The 16765-nt window shown below is 68.0% G+C and carries 14 protein-coding genes; 1 reads left to right on the top strand and 13 read right to left on the bottom strand.

Annotated features, from left to right (window positions below):
- Positions 1-3: 3 nt before the first annotated feature.
- From fdhF to VF329_14035, 4 genes are read right to left on the bottom strand one after another with little or no spacing between them, the layout of a single operon-like run.
- Positions 4-2880 (bottom strand): formate dehydrogenase subunit alpha, encoded by a 2877-nt coding sequence (gene fdhF / locus VF329_14050; GenBank protein HEX7082127.1) that lies wholly within the window; start codon positions 2878-2880, stop codon positions 4-6.
- The gene (locus VF329_14045; protein HEX7082126.1) at positions 2877-4454 is read right to left on the bottom strand and encodes an NADH-ubiquinone oxidoreductase-F iron-sulfur binding region domain-containing protein; all 1578 of its coding nucleotides are present in this window, start codon (positions 4452-4454) and stop codon (positions 2877-2879) included. The genes fdhF and VF329_14045 overlap by 4 nt, the downstream gene beginning before the upstream one ends.
- A 4-nt stretch (positions 4455-4458) precedes the next feature.
- Positions 4459-4923, bottom strand: coding sequence for a formate dehydrogenase subunit gamma (locus VF329_14040; protein ID HEX7082125.1), 465 nt, complete (start codon positions 4921-4923; stop codon positions 4459-4461).
- Positions 4924-4941: 18 nt separating this feature from the next.
- Complete coding sequence (locus VF329_14035; protein HEX7082124.1) at positions 4942-5334, bottom strand: hypothetical protein; 393 nt, start codon at positions 5332-5334, stop codon at positions 4942-4944.
- A gap of 261 nt (positions 5335-5595) precedes the next feature.
- Between VF329_14035 and VF329_14030 the strand changes: the two genes are divergently transcribed.
- A complete protein-coding gene (locus VF329_14030) occupies positions 5596-7059 on the top strand; it encodes a hydroxymethylglutaryl-CoA synthase (protein ID HEX7082123.1) in 1464 nt (487 codons plus the stop codon).
- A gap of 124 nt (positions 7060-7183) precedes the next feature.
- Here the strand turns inward: VF329_14030 and VF329_14025 are convergent, their stop codons facing one another.
- The 9 genes from VF329_14025 to VF329_13985 all read right to left on the bottom strand — a co-directional run bounded on the left by VF329_14025 (position 7184) and on the right by VF329_13985 (position 16748).
- Positions 7184-7816, bottom strand: a complete 633-nt coding sequence (locus VF329_14025; protein HEX7082122.1) for an ABC transporter substrate-binding protein — start codon at positions 7814-7816, stop codon at positions 7184-7186.
- 127 nt (positions 7817-7943) lie between these two features.
- Entirely contained in the window at positions 7944-9062 is a 1119-nt protein-coding gene (hpnH, locus tag VF329_14020; GenBank protein ID HEX7082121.1) for an adenosyl-hopene transferase HpnH, read from the bottom strand.
- Between the two features lie 27 nt (positions 9063-9089).
- The gene (gene idi, locus VF329_14015; GenBank protein HEX7082120.1) at positions 9090-9665 is read right to left on the bottom strand and encodes an isopentenyl-diphosphate Delta-isomerase; all 576 of its coding nucleotides are present in this window, start codon (positions 9663-9665) and stop codon (positions 9090-9092) included.
- Positions 9655-11931: a hydroxymethylglutaryl-CoA reductase, degradative gene (locus VF329_14010; protein HEX7082119.1), complete on the bottom strand. Its 2277-nt coding sequence runs from the start codon at positions 11929-11931 to the stop codon at positions 9655-9657. The genes idi and VF329_14010 overlap by 11 nt, the downstream gene beginning before the upstream one ends.
- A complete protein-coding gene (locus tag VF329_14005; protein ID HEX7082118.1) occupies positions 11928-12914 on the bottom strand; it encodes a hypothetical protein in 987 nt (328 codons plus the stop codon). Before VF329_14005 ends, VF329_14010 begins: the two co-directional genes overlap by 4 nt.
- A complete protein-coding gene (mvaD, locus tag VF329_14000) occupies positions 12911-13900 on the bottom strand; it encodes a diphosphomevalonate decarboxylase (GenBank protein HEX7082117.1) in 990 nt (329 codons plus the stop codon). The genes VF329_14005 and mvaD overlap by 4 nt, the downstream gene beginning before the upstream one ends.
- Positions 13890-14903, bottom strand: coding sequence for a hopanoid-associated sugar epimerase (hpnA, locus tag VF329_13995; protein HEX7082116.1), 1014 nt, complete (start codon positions 14901-14903; stop codon positions 13890-13892). The genes mvaD and hpnA overlap by 11 nt, the downstream gene beginning before the upstream one ends.
- Entirely contained in the window at positions 14900-15637 is a 738-nt protein-coding gene (locus tag VF329_13990) for a purine phosphorylase (protein HEX7082115.1), read from the bottom strand. Before VF329_13990 ends, hpnA begins: the two co-directional genes overlap by 4 nt.
- Positions 15627-16748: a phytoene/squalene synthase family protein gene (locus tag VF329_13985; protein HEX7082114.1), complete on the bottom strand. Its 1122-nt coding sequence runs from the start codon at positions 16746-16748 to the stop codon at positions 15627-15629. The genes VF329_13990 and VF329_13985 overlap by 11 nt, the downstream gene beginning before the upstream one ends.
- Between the last annotated feature and the right edge of the window lie 17 nt (positions 16749-16765).

Below are 16765 nucleotides of genomic sequence, written 5' to 3'. Positions count from 1 at the left end.
GCCTCAGCCGACCGCTTTCTCGGCGCCCGACCCTGCCTGCCGCAGGTACTCGAGCTGCTCCTCCGTGAAGGCCTCGTACTTGCGCTGCCAATCGGAGAGCTGCGTGACCTTGTAAGCCTGCACGGCCGTGACCTTGTACTCGGGGCAGTTCGTCGCCCAGTCCGAGCTGTCGGTCGTCACGACGTTCGCGCCGGTCTCCGGATGATGGAACGTGGTGTAGACCACGCCCGGCATCACGCGCTCGGTGATCACGGCCCGCAGCACGGTCTCGCCGGCGCGGCTCTTCAGGCCGACCCAGTCGCCGGTCTGAATTCCGCGCTGCTCGGCGTCGTGCGGATGGATCTCGAGGACGTCCTCGTCGTGCCACTTCACGTTCGCCGTGCGCCGGGTCTGCGCGCCGACGTTGTACTGCGTCAGAATGCGGCCCGTCGTCAGCAGCAGCGGGTACTTCGAGCTCGTGCGCTCCTCCGTCGGCACGTACGGCGTGACGCGGAAGAGGCCCTTGCCGCGCACGAACTCGTCGACGTGCATCGTCGGCGTGCCTTCCGGCGCCTTCTCGTTGCACGGCCACTGGATGCTGCCGAGCCGGTCGAGCTTCTCGTAGCTCACGCCCGAGAACGTCGGCGTCAGCCGCGCGATCTCGTCCATGATCTCGCTCGGGTGCTTGTAGTTCATCGGGTAGCCCATCGCGTTCGACAGAAGCTGCGTGACCTCCCAGTCCTCGTAGCCGCCGAGCGGCTCCATGACCTTACGGACCGGCGAAATGCGCCGCTCGGCGTTGATGAACGTGCCGTTCTTCTCGAGGAACGACGAGCCGGGCAGGAACACGTGCGCGAACTTCGCCGTCTCGTTCAAGAAGAGATCCTGGACGATCATGCACTCGAGCGACGAGAGCGCATGCGTGACGTGCGTGGTGTCCGGGTCGGACTGAGCGACGTCCTCGCCCTGCACGTAAAGACCCTTGAACTGCCCGGCGACGGCCGCGTCGAACATGTTCGGAATGCGCAGCCCCGGCTCGGGCTGCACCTTGACGCCCCAGGCCTCGTCGAACGACGCGCGCACGGCCGGGTCGGAGACGTGCCGATATCCCGGGAACTCGTGCGGGAACGAGCCCATGTCGCACGAGCCCTGCACGTTGTTCTGGCCGCGCAGCGGATTCACGCCGACGCCTTCGCGGCCGATATTCCCGGTGACCATCGCGAGATTCGCGATACCCATGACGGCCGTCGAGCCCTGGCTGTGCTCGGAGACGCCGAGGCCGTAGTAGATCGCGCCGTTCGGCGCGGACGCGTAGAGCCGCGCCGCGCCGCGCACCAGCTCGGCCGGGACGCCGGTTTCGGCCTCGAGCGCCTCGGGCGAGTTGCGCTCCTCGAGGATGAACGACCGCCAGTCGTTGTACGCGTCGAGCTCGCAGCGCCGCTCGATGAACTTCTTGTCCTCGAGCCCTTCGGACAATATGACGTGCGCGAGCGCGTTGAGGATCGCGACGTTCGTGCCGGGCCGGAGCGCGAGGTGGTAGTCCGCCTCGACGTGCGGCGAGCGCACGAGATCCGTGGCGCGCGGGTCGATCACGATCAGCTTGGCGCCCTGGCGCAGCCGCCGCTTCATCTGCGACGCGAACACGGGGTGCGCGTCCGGCGGATTCGCGCCGATCACCATGATCACGTCGGCCTTCATGACCGAGTCGAAGGCCTGCGTCCCGGCCGACTCGCCGATCGTCGACTTCAGGCCGTAGCCCGTGGGCGAGTGACAGACCCGCGCGCAGGTATCCACGTTGTTATTGCCGAAGGCCGCGCGCACGAGCTTCTGAACGAGGTACGTCTCCTCGTTCGTGCAGCGCGACGACGTGATGCCGCCGATCGCGCCGATGCCGTACTTCTGCTGGATGCTCTTCAGCTTGTTCGCGGCGAACGAGATCGCCTCCTCCCACGAGACCTCCTTCCACGGCTCGTGGATCGAGTCGCGGATCATCGGCTTCGTGATGCGGTCCTTGTGCGTGGCGTATCCGAACGCGAAGCGGCCTTTCACGCAGGAGTGGCCGTGGTTCGCATGGCCGTCCTTGTTCGGGATCATCTTCACGACCTGCTGGCCCTTCATCTCGGCGCGGAACGAGCAGCCGACGCCGCAGTAGGCGCAAGTCGTGATCACGTAGTGCTCCGGCTGGCCGAGCTCGATCAGCGAGTTCTCGGTGAGCGTGGCCGTGGGGCACGCCTGCACGCACGCGCCGCACGACACGCACTCGGAGTCGAGGAACGGCTGATCCTGGCTCGCCGCGACCTTCGACGCGAACCCGCGGCCGTCGATCGTGAGCGCGAACGTGCCCTGCACCTCTTCGCAGGCCCGCACGCAGCGCGAGCAGACGATGCACTTCGTGGGATCGAACGTGAAATACGGGTTGCTCGTGTCCTTCGGCGCGTCGAAGTGGTTCGCGCCCTCGTAGCCGTAGCGCACCTCGCGCAGGCCTACGGCGCCGGCCATGTCCTGGAGCTCGCAGTCGCCGTTCGTCGGACAGGTCAGGCAGTCGAGCGGATGGTCGGAGATGTAGAGCTCCATGACGTTGCGCCGGATATCGGCGAGACGCTTCGACTGCGTCGTGACCTTCATGCCGTTGCGCACCTCGGTGGTGCACGATGCCGGGAGCCCTTTCGCCCCCTCGATCTCGACGAGACACAACCGGCACGATCCGAACGGCTCGAGGCTGTCCGTGGCGCAGAGCTTCGGGATGTTGATGCCCGCGGTGGCCGCCGCGCGCAACACGGTCGTGCCCTCTGGAACGGAGACTTCCTCCCCGTCGATCGTCAGCGTGACGACGCGCTCGGACTCGCGCGCGGGCGTGCCGAAATCGTAGGCTCGGTGATAGGGTTTGTAGGCTGCGCTCATGCTACCTCTCCCACCGCGCGCCGCTCTTCCTTGCGCGCTCTCAAGTCTTCAGGGAAATGGTCCAGGATGCTCATGACCGGAAACGGCGCCATACCGCCGAGGGCACAGAGCGACCCGACCACCATCGTGTCGCAAAGCTCGCGAAGCAGCGCGAGGTTCGCCGCCTCGTTCTCGCCCGCGAGGATGCGGTCGATGACCTCGACCCCGCGCACCGCGCCGATCCGGCACGGCGTGCACTTGCCGCACGACTCGATCGCGCAGAACTCCATCGCGAAGCGCGCCTGCTGGCCGAGGTCCACGGTGTCGTCGAAGACGACGAGGCCGCCGTGGCCGATCATGGCTCCGAACTGGGCGAACGCCTCGTAATCGAGCGCCGTGTCGAACTTCGACGGATGAACGTAAGCGCCGAGGGGTCCGCCGGCCTGGACGGCCCGAATCGGGCGGCCAGTGGCGGTGCCGCCGCCGAAGTCGTACAGCAGCTCCCGCAGGCTATGCCCGAAGGCGATCTCCACCAGACCGCCTTGCTTGACGTTGCCGGCGAGCTGCACCGTGAGGGTGCCGCGCGACCGGCCCGTGCCGAAGTCCTTATAAAAGGCCGCGCCCTTGTCGAGGATGATCGGCACGGTGGCGAGCGAGATCACGTTGTTGACGATCGTCGGCGCGCCGAAGAGGCCCTTCACGGCCGGAAGCGGCGGCCGGAACCGGATGATGCCGCGCTTGCCTTCGAGGCTCTCGAGCAGCGACGTCTCCTCGCCGCAGATGTACGCGCCCGCGGCCTCGCGAACCTCCAGATGGAAGGCACGGTCGCTGCCGAGCACCCGGTCGCCGAGGTAGCCCGCGGCCGTGGCCCGCTCGATGGCCTCCCGCATCGTGCGGATGGCCTGCGGGTACTCGAAGCGGATATAGACATAACCTTGCGTGGCCCCGACCGCGAGCCCGGCGATCGTCATGCCTTCGATCAGCACGTACGGATCGCTCTCCATGATCATGCGGTCGGCGAAGGTCCCCGAGTCGCCCTCGTCGGCGTTGCAGACCACGTACTTCCGTGCGGCCTCGGTGTTCAGCACGGTGTTCCACTTGATGCCGGTCGGGAACGCGGCGCCGCCCCGGCCCCGCAAGCCCGACTCCGTAACGATGTCGACGATCTCCCGCCCCGAAAGTTTCACGGCGTTCTCGAGGCCGCGAAAACCGCCGTGCGCGCGGTAGTCCTCGATCGAGAGCGGGTCGATCAGGCCGACGCGCGCGAACGTGAGCCGGTCCTGTTTCGCGAGATAGGGGATCGACTCCGTGTCGCCGAGCGCGCTCGGATGATCCCGGCGGCCGTCGAGGAAGCCGGCTTCGAAGAGGCTCTCGACGTCGGCCGGCCTGACGGGCCCGTAGGCCTTGCGCACCCCGTCGACCTCGACCTCGACGAGCGGCTCGAGCCAGTACAAGCCGCGCGATCCGTTCCGGATCAGCTCGATCTGCCGGCCGCGGCGCTCCGCTTCGGCCGAGATCGCGGCGGCGACGCCGTCGGCGCCTACCGATCGAGCGGTGGTGTCGGACGGGACGAAAACCTTCGTGACGCTCGCCATGGCGCTAGCTCAGAAGCTCGTCGAGCCGCTCGGGCGTGACCCGTCCGTGGACGGTCTCGTCGATCATCACGGCGGGGGAGCAGGCACAGTTGCCGAGGCAATAAACCGGCTCGAGGCTGAAGCGGCCGTCGGCCGTGGTTTCGTGGAAATCGACGTTCAGCTTGTCGCGCACGTACGCTTCGAGGGCCCTCGCGCCCATCGACTGGCAGGCCTCGGCGCGGCAGAGATAGAGCGTGTGCCGCCCGGGCGGGGCCGTCCTGAACAGATGATAGAAGCTGACCACGCCGTGAACCTCGGCTCGGGACAGGTTCAGCACGTCGGCGACGATCGGCACTGCCGCCTCCGGCACGTATCCGAGCTCGTCCTGAATGGCGTGGAGGATCGGCAACAACGCCCCCGGCTCCTGCTTACGCGCCTCGGCTAGGGCTCGGATCGCCGCCTCATCAGTTGTAGCGAATTCCCCTTTCACCGGTCTCGATCACCTCGGTTAGCTTGACTCCCGCGGGCCCATGGTACCACCCCGGGGATTCGGAAAGAGATCGGAGTCGTCCTCCCCCTCACGCGGCGTGAGGCACTCGAAGTCCTTCTCCACGAGGATTTTCAGCGACTCGCCGCCGCCGATCGGCTGCTCGCCGCGGATCGACACTTCCTCCGGCGCGAGCCAGCGCTCGACGGCGGCCCGCGGCAGGACGACGGACAGCTCGTCCGCGCCGAAGCGCGCGGCGGGCTCGCCGTCCGGCGCGACGGTGACGCGGTACCGCAAGGCCGAGTCGGCCGAAAAATGCACGGCATCCTCCGCAAACCCGGCCTCGGCGATCTGGTTCAGCTCGCCCCGCGAGACGCGGATCCGCACCGAATTTCCTCGAATTCTGAGCTTCATCTGACGGTATTCAGGGGCCCGCGGACATTTTAGCCCAGCAGGCGAGGCCGGCCCGCGAAACAAGCGCCTCACGGCGCTCGGATTTCCGAAGCCGGCATGCTCGACCGAGTGATCGTGAAAAATCCGAGCCGCGAGATCAAACGCTAACTAGGTGATTCTTAAGCCGCTGCCCTATAATGCGCCGCTGTGGGAGCACAATCAGGCCGATCGACCGCCATCAGCGCGCACGGTGGACGGTAAGCCATTTTTTGGGGATAGCGAATGAACGAGCACGTCGGGATCAGTGGGTTCGCGGTCTATGTGCCGCCTTATCGGGTCGACCTGGAGGCATGGTGCAGCTGGACCGGTTCCCCGTGGGACAAGACGCGCGCGGTCGTCGGCCGCAGCTTCCGGATGCGCGGGCCCGAGCAGAGCGTGTACACGATGGCCGCGACGGCCGTCATGCGGCTCATCGAGCACTACGACGTCGACCCGGCGCGCGTCGGGTTCCTCGGCCTCGGCACCGAATCGAGCACCGACAACTCGGCCGGCGCCGTGATCGTGAAAGGGATGCTCGACGAAGGCCTCAAGGCGAAAAGCTTGCCCGTTCTGAACCGCCACTGCGAGGTCCCCGAGGTCAAGCACGCGTGCCTCGGCGGCGTTTATGCCCTGAAGCACGCGCTGCGCTATCTGGCGCTCGAGCGCGAGGATCGGTGCGCGATAGTCGTCAGCGCCGACATCGCCGAGTACGCGCGGGGAAGCTCGGGCGAGCCGACACAGGGGGCCGGCGCGGTCGCGCTGCTGCTCGAGCGCAATCCGAAGATGCTGACCGTCGAGCTCGCGCACATCGGCAGCGCGTCCGCCTACCGCGCCGTCGACTTCCGCAAGCCGGTGCTGCGCAACATCATCCGCGGCAAGCTGAACTGCCACTTCCAGGACCTGCCGGTCTTCAACGGCAAGTATTCGACCACCTGCTATATCGACGAGACGCTGCATGCGCTGAACGACATGACGAGGCGGATGGGGCGCGAGCCGGCCGAGTACTACCGCGAGCTCGACGCCGTGTTCATGCACCGGCCTTACCACAGGATGCCGGAGACGTCCTTTGCGATGAGCTATCTTTTCGGCCTGGCAAGCGACGGTCCGGAGGGTCGGGCCGAGCTCGCTCGCTATTGCGAGCGCGCCGGCATGGATGTCGCGGAGGTGCTGGCCGAGATGCAGTCGCGGCCGGACGTCCTCGACCTCGTCAAGCGCGGCGATATCGAGGCCGACGCGTATCCGCTCGCGATACAGCTCTCGCGCGAGTTCCGCAACAGCGCCGAGTTCAGCGCGCTCGTCTCGTCGAAGATGTCGCTCGGCTCCGAGGTCATGAAGGAGATCGGCAACGTGTACTGCGCGGCGCTGCCGGCCTGGATGGCCGCCGGGATGGAGGATGCCTATCTCCGGGGCATCGATCTCGCCGGCGGCAAGGTGCTCGCGGTCGGCTACGGCAGCGGCGACGCGGCCGAAGCGATGCCGATGCAGGTGGTCGAAGGGTGGGAGCGCGCCGCCGCGAGAATCGGCTTCGAGGCCGCGCTCGAGCCGTACCAGGACCTGACCCGAGCGCAGTACGAGAGTCTGCACGACACGGGCACCGCGCCGGGGCTCCGCTCTCCGAGCGAGGGGTTCGTGATCGAGTCGGTCGGCAGCAGCCTGAACGCGAAGTTCAGCGACGAGGGCATCGAATACTACCGCTTCGTCCGGTAGCCTCGAAAACCGGTGTCAGACACGGTAATGTCAAAAAAGGTGTCAGACACCTTTTTCGTGTCTGGCACCTTTGTTGTGTCTGGCGCCTTTTTCGAAAAAGGTGTCTGACACCATTTTTTTACGGTCAATCCGCGGCGGCCGCCTCGGCCGTCTGCCGCTCGAGCTCTGCAATCACGTCGTCGACCGAGCCGCCCTCGAGCAGGCGCCGGTACTCGGCGCGCTTCAGCGCGAGATCGCTGACGTTGTCCGCCAGGATGTTGACGATCTTCCAGCCGGCGTCGGTCTCGTGCAGCACGTATTGGAACGGTATCGCCCGTTCCTTCGTCGTGAGCGTCGCCGCGACCTGCGCGCGTCCGCCGGCGAGCGACTCGCCGCCGGTGATCTCGAACATGCCGGCCTCGAGCCTGCGGAAGCGGCTCGCGTAGGTCGTCACGCTCAGGCGCTCGAAAGCTTCGACGAAGCGTTGCCGGTCGTCGACCGACAGGCCGTCCCATTCGCGCCGGATCGTGAGCTCCGCGATGTAGGGCAGATCGTGCGTGGCCTCGACGACCGGCTCGAGCCGTGCATAGCGCTCCTCGAGGCTCGCGTCGCCGAGCTCTGCGGCCGTCTCGACGAGCGCGTCATGCAGCGTCCGCACCGTGTCCTCCGGCGTCGCGCCGGGCGCCGGGGCGTCCTGGGCGAGCGCCGTGAGCCACATCAGCAACAGGGCCGCGGCCCAAGCCGGGCGGCCGCCGGCCGTCTTCGGATACGTCGGCATCAGCGTCCTCTCTCCGTTGGAATGCGTGCGGAAGAGCATGCGTTCCGCAGCCTGACTCGGCGCTGAACCGGCGCGGGCGAGGGGCCGGAGCTTGGCCGCGCCCGACTCGGCCGCGCAAACCGGCCGGCTACGAGTCCCGGCCGCGGCGCCCGATCCGGTCGACCGGAATCGACACGCCCGGAACACGGCCGCCGTGCAGCACCGGCAGCTCCGGCGCCATCTCGCCGTCGAGACGCGGACCGAACAGGAAGACGCCCAAGGCCTTCCATGGGTTCGCGATCGTGTCCTCGACGGCCGTGCCTTCGTAGCCGCAATGCGCCATGCAATTGTCGCACTTCGGATTGCGGCCCGTCCCGTACTTGTCCCAGTCCGTCGTCTCCATCAGCTCCTCGAAGGACGAGGCATAGCCCTCGTCGACCAGCAGATAGCACGGCTTCTGCCAGCCGAAGACGTTGTAGGTGGGATTCGCCCAAGGCGTGCACTGGTAGCTCTGGTTGCCGGCGAGGAAATCGAGAAACAGGCTCGACTGATTGAAGTGCCATTTGCTCGAGCGCGCGCGGCCGCGCTTGAAGATCTCGCGGAACAGCTGCTTCGATTGCCGCCGCCCGAGGAAGACGTCGCGGCGAGGGGCATGATCGTAGCTGTAGCCCGGCGAGATCATCACCCCTTCGATCCCCAAGCTCATCGCGTAATCGAAAAAGTCGGCCACGTCGTCCGGATCCTCTCCGGCGTACAGCGTGCAGTTCGCCGTGACGCGGAACCCGCGCTCGCGCGCCACCTTGATCGCGCGCACCGCCTTGTCGAACGTGCCTTCGCGGCAAACCGACGCGTCGTGACGCTCCCGGTTGCCGTCCAGATGCACCGACCAGGTGAAGTACGGCGAAGGCTCGTAGTCGTCGATCTTCTGCTCGAGGAGCAGCGCGTTCGTGCAGAGGTAAACGAACTTCTTGCGCGCGATGATTCCGCGCACGATCTCCGGCATCTCCTTGTGGATCAGCGGCTCGCCGCCCGGGATCGATACGACCGGCGCTCCGCATTCATCCACGGCGCGCAGTGCATCCTCCACGCTCATCCGCTTTCTCAGGATCTCCGGCGGATAGTCGATCTTGCCGCAGCCCGCGCATGCCAGGTTGCACTGGAACAGCGGCTCGAGCATCAGCACGAGGGGATAACGCTTTCGGCCCTTCAGCTTCTGCTCGAGGATGTAACGGGCGATCCGATACTTCTGGATGAGGGGAATGCTCATGCGGTCTCCTTCTTCTGCCGGAGCGGATCAACCGTCCGTGCCGGTGCGCCTGAGCAGCGCATCGAGGAAGTTGCGCTTGATGTGCGCCCATTCCATCTTGAACCACGGCGTGAAGCGCTCCGGTTTCGCTCCGAGCTCGGCCTCGAGCGCATCGATCCCGATCCAGCGCCACTCGGCGATCTCGCTGACGTTCGCGTCGACCGGCCCGTCGTAGCGGCCGTGGTAGACCCAGCAGTACTCGTGCTCCGCTCCGAGCGCGCCATACTGCGCGTGATACTTGAATTTGTATAGAAATTCGAGCTCGCACTCGAACCCGAGCTCCTGCCCGAGCCGCCGCGAGACCGCCTGCTCCATCGTCTCGCCGTAGCGCGGGTGCGAGCAGCAGGTATTCGACCAGTAGCTCGGCCACAGCGGTTTCGACGCCGCCCGCTTCTGAAGCAGCAGCTCGTCGTCGGAGTTGAAAACGAAGATCGAGAACGCGCGGTGCAGCACACCGTTGCCGGAATGGCACTCGCTCTTCGTCTTGGAGCCGATTTCCCGATCGAGCTCGTCGACGAGGATGAGCTCCTCGAGGTCGCTCGAGACCACTTCGTCACGCGCCATCGAGCGCCGCCCCCAACTGCACAGTGACCGCCTGGAAGCCGGCGCCGCGAATCGCCGCGGCAACCGGCTCGGTGTCGGACTCGCAGATCGCGACGATCGAACCGCCGCCGCCGCCGCCCGTGAGCTTCGCGCCGAGCGCGCCGCTCTCGCGCGCGATCGTGACGAGCTGCTCGAGCTCCGGAGTCGACACCTGCAGCGCGTTCAACATACCGTGACAAATGTTCATCAGCTCGCCGAGGGTCGGCAGGTCATTGTCCTGAATCGCCTGCACGGCGCGCAACGTCAGCGCGTCGATCTGGTCGAAAATCCGCTCGTAGAGCTTGCGGTCTTGCTCCCACGCCTCGCGTACTCGACCCACGGTCTTTGCCGTCAAGCCCTCGTAGCCGGTCATGCCGATCACGGCCGGAATCGGCTTCGCGATGTTCAGCGGCTCGACGAGCGGAGGGTCTCCCGGCCTGAACACGAGCGACCGGCCGTACGTGGCGAGCGTGTTGTCGAGGCCGCTCGGGCTGCCGTGGGCGACCTTCTCGGACTCGAACGCGAGCCGGTTGACCTCCTCGTCGGAGAGTCCGAGCTTGAAATGCATGTCGAGCGCGCGAACGATCGCGACGGCCATCGCGGCCGAGCCGCCGAGCCCCATCCCGCGCGGCACCTCCGGAAATACCTCGATGCGCATGCCGCGCCCGGAGAGCCCGAGCTTGTCGAGCACGACGCCCGCTGGACGCTCGAACGAGCGACGATCGGCCGGGTTGCGCGCGAGCTGATACTCGACGCCCCAGCGCGGGATCATCAGATGGATGCCTTCGTCGCAGTCCTCGACGAGCGCCTTGATCGTCATCGGCACGGGCGCTGCGATCGCATGCCTTCCGTAGACCACCGCATGCTCGCCGAGGAGCACCACCTTGCCGTACCCGACGCCCATCGCCGGCTCCTCGTGACGCTTCACGCCCCGCCCGCTGCTCGCCTTGCGCCGCTCCGCCTCGACCTCCGCGATGATCTCCTGCGCCTTCCACACCTTGATCACGCCGCTCTGGATCAGACGATCGAGCACCTCGTCGAAGATCTCCTTCGACGCGCCCGCGGCCGTGACGACGCTGCGTGCGTGCAAGGTCATGTGGCCCTTCTGGATGCCCTCGGTGGCGAGCGCGCGAATCGCGGCGAAGTTCTGCGCGAGCCCGACGGCGGCCATCACCTCCGCGAGCTCCGTGGCCGACTTCACGCCGAGCAGCCGCAGGTTCAGCGCAACCGTGGGATTCGACTCGAGCGGAGCGCCGACCGTGCCGACCTTGATCGGGATCTCGATGCGGCCGCAGAGGTTGCCTTCGTCGTCGGCGAACCACTCCGTGAGCGACGAGTAGCGGCCGCTGCGGGCGGCGTACGCATGCGCACCGGCCTCGATCGCACGCCAGTCGTTGCCGGTGGCGATCGCGATCGGATCGATGCCGTTCATGATGCCTTTGTTGTGCGTGGCGGCGCGGTACGGATCCACGGCCGCGAAGTCCGCCGCGACGATGATGCCGTCGCGCGCCTGCTCTCCGGTGTAGCCCCGGCCGGCGAGCTTCTCCACGGGAATCTTGCACGACGCGCGCACGAGCGACCGATCCGTCAGATTGGACAGGATGCGCAGGAACACCTGCCCGCCGGTGATCGACTCCACGAGGGGAGCGACGCCTTCACACATTCCGTTGACGAGGTTCGCGCCCATCGCGTCGCGCGTGTCGACGAGCAGGTGCACGACGAGCATCGGCTTGCCGCTCGACGGCAGCGGATGGACGTAGAGCTCGATGTCGCGCGCGCCGCCTCCGCGGGCCACCATGTTCGGATGGAAGCTGTTCGCGAGGTTGAGGATTTCCTGGCGACGCTCGAGAAGCTTCGCACGGGCCCTGGCCATGTCGGGCAGGTTCACGACTTGAATCTGGCCGATCAGGATCGGGTCGGAGGCTTCTGCGGTGAAACCGCCGCAGGCGCCGACCAGCTTGCACGCCGACCCCAGCGCCGCGATCACGGACGGCTCCTCGACGACCATCGGCGCGACGTACTGGCGGCCGTTCACGACGAGATTCATGCCGAGGCCGAGCGGCAGCCCCATGACGCCGACGACGTTCTCGATCATCTTGTCGGCTGCCGACAGATCGAGCGTGTGACGTCCGGTGGACAGCGCTCGGAAATCGCTCGCGTTCAGCAGGCCGCGCTCGTGCACGGTCCTGACGCGCTCCTCGATGCTCAGCTTGTAGAACTCGGGAATTCTCGACCGATCCGCATTCACTCGGTTCGCTCCTCGACTACCAAACCGTGGCCGTCCAGATTCAAATGGACGACATCGAAGCCTTGCTCGGCCGCGGCACGCTCGAACGCATCGAGCGCATCGGCGTCGGCGGCCAGCGCGAGGCCGAGGTCCCCGCCGCCCGCGCCGCTCACCTTGTACGTGACGCCGAACCGTCTCGCCGTGTTGCCGAGAATGCGGTGCTCGGCCGTGACGATGTCGGCGCCGATCGCTTGTCCGAGGGCGGAAAGCTCCTGCCCGTAGAGGTCGACTGCGCGCAAGAATTCCTCGCTTTCGCCGTGCCTCGCGGCGGCACAGCCCGCTTCGGCGATCCCCCGCAAACTCCGATGCCTGGCCGCCGCCTCCTTCGGCCTCTCGGCGCACCATTTGTGGTAACGCGCCAACAGATCGGGCGTCGAGGCGGATCGCCCGGCAAAAATACCCGCGAATCCTACACCGTTCGGCAGTTGGACTGAACCGACATCGTCCAAGCTTCGAGCACCCGAGCGAAACTCGATCGCGCCGCCCTTCATCGAGGCCGCGACGTCCAGCCCGCTGCCCGCCCCGCCTTGGAATCGCCGGTGCAGGTCGATCAGGCCGCCGAGCGATGGGAGCGGCGCTCCGATCCAGGCCGCCCAGGCCGCCGCGAAGCAGCACAACGCGGCCGCGCTCGAGCCGAGCCCGAGCTTGCGGCCGGCGACGAAGAAGGCCCGCGAGTCGAGCGTTGCGGCCCACGGCTCGCGCTCGCCCCCGAGCGCGTCGCGGACGACGTCGACGAGGCGAATGCCGGTGGACGTGCCGGGCGCGGTTTCGGTCACGAGCGCGTCGGGGAAGCGGGTCTCCAGCCGGTTCACGGCTCCGCGGCCGGCGCCGATCTCCGCGCGGCAATGTCGGTCCACGGCGAGGACGAGCGCCGGCGCGCCGTCGAGCACCGCGTACTCGCCGAGCACGGCAACTTTCCCCGGTGCGCGCGCGCCGACTTTCACGCCGGCTCCGGCTCGCGGACCACCTCGAGGCCGGGGCCCAAGCCCGTCCGCAGCACCTCGATCACGCCCGGCACCTCGGCGAGCGCCGCCTCCACCCGCGGCCGGGCCTCCGGCAGGCAGACCGCCTTCAGCTGCGGCCCGGCGTCGATCGTGAAGAAGACCGGCACGCCCGCGCCGCGCAGCGCCCGCACCGCGGCGATGCATTCGACCGTGACGCCGTTCCAATAAATGAGAGGCGGATCGGCGGCGATCGCCGCCGCGTGCATCTTCAAGCAATTGTGCTCGGCGACGGCCGCCAGAGCCTCGAAGTCGCGGGCCGCGATCGCACGCCTCGCCCGGTCGAGGTCGTCGGGCTGCCCGCGGACCCAGCTTTCGTAGTACGGGGACGAGCCGGCCGAGCGCGCCATGCCCTCGCCCGAGCCGACGGCCTTCTCGCCCCGGGCGGTGATCGCGATGACGACCTCGAGGGGCCACTCCTCCGCCGCGAGCAGCGGCTCCGCATAGCTGTCGGCGCCGTCCGGGCGCCGCCCTGCATGCATCTCGACGTACCCGCCGAAGATCGATCGCGCGGCGGAGCCCGATCCGCGACGCGCGAGGAGGCTGAGGTCGCGCGGACCGAGACGCAGGCCGAGCGCCGCCGCCGCCGCGCCGACGAGCGCAGCGAAGCCGGAGGCCGACGACGCGAGCCCGGCCCCGGTCGGGAACGTGTTGCGGCTCACGACGCGCGCGCGAAGCTCGGTGCCGGCGCGCTCGCGGAGCAGGTCCAGGCAGGCCGACACGCGGCCGAGCCGCTCCGGGCGGGGCGCGCCATCGAGGATCAGCTCGTCCGCGTACAGCGCCGTATCGAAGCGGACGTCGGTGTCGGACCAAAGGTCCGCGAGCGTGATCGAGATGGAGCCCACGGCCGGAATCTTCAGGCGCTCGTCGGCCTTGCCCCAATACTTCACGAGAGCGATGTTCGCCCGGGCGCGCGCGCTAGCTTGCATTCGCCAGATCCTTTCCGTTCAAGTACCCGTTGCGCGCAAACCAAGCGATCGCATCGGTCACGGCCTCGGCCGGATCGCGCCACCGATAGCCGAGCTCGCGCTCGGCCTTCCGGCTCGAGAAGTACATGTGCTTTGCAGACATCCGGACGCCGTCGAGGCTGACCCTGGGCTCCCGGCCGGAGAAGCGCGCCGCGATCTCGGAGGCGACCGCCACCGGGTAGACGGACCAATGAGGCAAGCGAACTCTCGGCGGCGCGCGCCGGCATCGCTCCGCCACGAGCCGCAGGATCCGCTCGAGGCTCATGTCCGCGCCGCCGAGAATATAACGCTCCCCGGGGCGTCCTTTCTCGAGCGCGAGCAGATGCCCGCGCGCGACGTCGTCGACGTGAACGAGATTGAGGCCGGTGTCGACGAAGGCCGGGATGCGGCCGCGGGCCGCGTCGAGGATGATCCGGCCGGTCGGCGTCGGCTTGACGTCGCCGGGACCGATAGGCGTCGACGGGTTGACGGTGACGACGTCGAAGCCGAGCTCCGCGGCACGCCGGGCGACGGCCTGCTCGGCGAGATACTTCGATCGCTTGTACGGACCGATCATGTCGGCGAGCGAGACCGGCGTGTCCTCGTCCGCCGGCGCGCGGTCGGCGCGCAGGCCCAATGTCGCGACGCTCGACGTGTAGACCATGCGCCGCACGGCGGCGCCGGACGCCGCTTCGAGCACGTTCAGCGACCCGCGCACGTTGGTCTCGAGCATCGCGTCCGCGTCCGGTACCCACAGCCGGTAATCGGCCGCGACATGAAACACGGCCGTGCATCCGCGCATCGCGCGGGCGAGCGTGTCCGCCGCGCGAATGTCGCCTTCCGCGATCTCGACGTCGAGCCCCTCGAGATTGCGCCGGTCGCTTCCGGCGCGGACGAAGGCGCGCACGCGCTCACCGTCATCGAGCAGCGCGCGCACGACGGCCGCGCCGACGAAGCCGTTCGCACCGGTCACGAGCGCCGTCATCGCTCGAGCAGAAAACCCTGCGGGGCGAGCGCTCGCCCGACGCCCTCCAAAGCGCGGCGCGCCGTGCGGTGGCGCAGCGCGAGGGTCCAGAGCGCGGGCCAGCAGGAGGGCCGAAGCACGGCATCCACGGCCGGCGTCAGACGCAAGTTGCCGTGCGCATCGATCCACCGCTCGATGCCGGGAGGCAGCGCGTCTGCCGCGCCGTCCGCGACCGCCCGCACGACGACGAACGGCACGCGGGCCCGCACGGCGGCCGCGGCGATCGCCGCCGATTCCATGTCGACGGCCGCCGCGTCGTGGGCTCGCGCAGCGCGGCGCTTCGCCTCCGGTGCCGAGAGCACGGCGTCGGCGGCGAGGAGCGCGCCGCGGATCAGCCGGAAGCGCCCGTCGAGAGCCGCCGCGATACGCTCCGACCAGGGCCGATCCGCCGAGAACTGCTCCCCTCGAGACGTGACCACGACGTCGGGCAGCACGATGCTTCCCGGCGCCGCATCACCGTCGAGGCCGCCGGCGAGCCCCCAAGACACGAGGCCTTTCGCACCGCGCTCGAGAGCACGCGCCGCGGCCGCGGCGGCCCGCGCGGCGCCCGGCCCGCATTGCATGACCGAGAGCACGGACGGCGCGACGGCGAGGCGCGTGAGACACGCGCCTTCGAGGCCGAGGGCCGCGATCACGGCAACCGGCGCCCGCACGGCCGAAGGCCGAGCGAGCGCCGCGGGACCGTCAGCGAACATCCAGCCGGCCCGACAGCCGATAGGCCCTCTCGAGCATCGCGCGCGGCTCGAGGCTGACCAGCGGAAGCCCGTCGGCCGCCCGCTCGAACATCAAGCGCAGCGCCCGATTGCTCATCAGCGTGAGATTGGTGGTGACGACAGTGGCCTTCACCGTGCGGCGCGAGACCTTGACCTCCGCGCCGGAACGGAAGCCGGGGTTGCGGTGAATCTTGCGCAGCGTGAGGACGGCGAGACCGATCGCCCACAGACAGAAGCGGCGGATACCGACCTCGCGCTTCGGGATGAGGCACGTGTACTCGAGCGCGTTCCGAAGATGCGCGTGGGCCACGCCGAGCAGATGATTGAGGCCCTCGCGGAAGCTCGTGGACAGATGCGCTTCCTCGAGGCGCTCGAGGTTGAACGTATCGCTGCCGAATACGGAGCGCGGCAGCCAGCACGCGTCGGCGTGACGGTCGTCCCAGATGTCCTTCAGGATGTTCGTCATTTGCAAGCCTTGTCCGAACGACACGGCGAGCCGCATCAGACGCTCGCGGTGGCGCTCGAGATCCGGGCAATGCAGCAGGAACAGCTCCGTGAGCATCTCGCCGACGACGCCGGCGACGTAGTAGCAGTACTCCGTCATCTCCTCGAGATCGCCGAGACCGCGCAGGCTTCTGTTGCGCTGGAACTCGGGCATGCCCTCGCACATGACGCGCACGCAGCGCGTGAGCGCCGCACGCTCGGCGGGCATGAAGCTGTGCGTCACCCGGATCACGGCCGGTGTGTTCGCGACGAGATCCTTCTCGGCCGGCAGCGCCCGATCGGACAGCAGCGGCGCGAGCTCCGCGGCGAACGGCTCGACGGGCTCACGCCCTTCGACTACCGCGATGAAGCGCTCGTGGAAGCGGGACTTTTGCTCGTTGTCGAGACCGATGTCGTCCTCGACCGTATCGGCGATCCTGCAGAGCAGGTATGCGTTCGTGACGACCTCGGCAAGACGCTCGGGCAGGACCGGAATCGTCAACGCGAAGGTTCGCGAGACGCCCGGAAGGATCTTCGCCTGATACTCGAGATCGGAGGCATCGGCGCCGTTGCTTCGGCTCGATTCGACGTTCACGAATGCTTGCGCCACGCGCGGCATTTCAATGT

The organism is Gammaproteobacteria bacterium, assembly GCA_036381015.1.
Taxonomy (GTDB): domain Bacteria; phylum Pseudomonadota; class Gammaproteobacteria; order Steroidobacterales; family Rariloculaceae; genus ZC4RG20.
The sequence above is the reverse complement of the archived record's forward strand: the minus strand, read 5'-3'. Positions and strand labels throughout refer to the sequence as shown.

Coding starts and splice junctions, on each gene's coding strand:
- fdhF (HEX7082127.1), bottom strand. CDS start 2,880: ATGAGCGCAGCCTACAAACCCTATCACCGAGCCTACGATTTCGGCACG.
- VF329_14045 (HEX7082126.1), bottom strand. CDS start 4,454: ATGGCGAGCGTCACGAAGGTTTTCGTCCCGTCCGACACCACCGCTCGA.
- VF329_14035 (HEX7082124.1), bottom strand. CDS start 5,334: ATGAAGCTCAGAATTCGAGGAAATTCGGTGCGGATCCGCGTCTCGCGG.
- VF329_14030 (HEX7082123.1), top strand. CDS start 5,596: ATGAACGAGCACGTCGGGATCAGTGGGTTCGCGGTCTATGTGCCGCCT.
- VF329_14025 (HEX7082122.1), bottom strand. CDS start 7,816: ATGCCGACGTATCCGAAGACGGCCGGCGGCCGCCCGGCTTGGGCCGCG.
- hpnH (HEX7082121.1), bottom strand. CDS start 9,062: ATGAGCATTCCCCTCATCCAGAAGTATCGGATCGCCCGTTACATCCTC.
- idi (HEX7082120.1), bottom strand. CDS start 9,665: ATGGCGCGTGACGAAGTGGTCTCGAGCGACCTCGAGGAGCTCATCCTC.
- mvaD (HEX7082117.1), bottom strand. CDS start 13,900: ATGCAAGCTAGCGCGCGCGCCCGGGCGAACATCGCTCTCGTGAAGTAT.
- hpnA (HEX7082116.1), bottom strand. CDS start 14,903: ATGACGGCGCTCGTGACCGGTGCGAACGGCTTCGTCGGCGCGGCCGTC.
- VF329_13990 (HEX7082115.1), bottom strand. CDS start 15,637: ATGTTCGCTGACGGTCCCGCGGCGCTCGCTCGGCCTTCGGCCGTGCGG.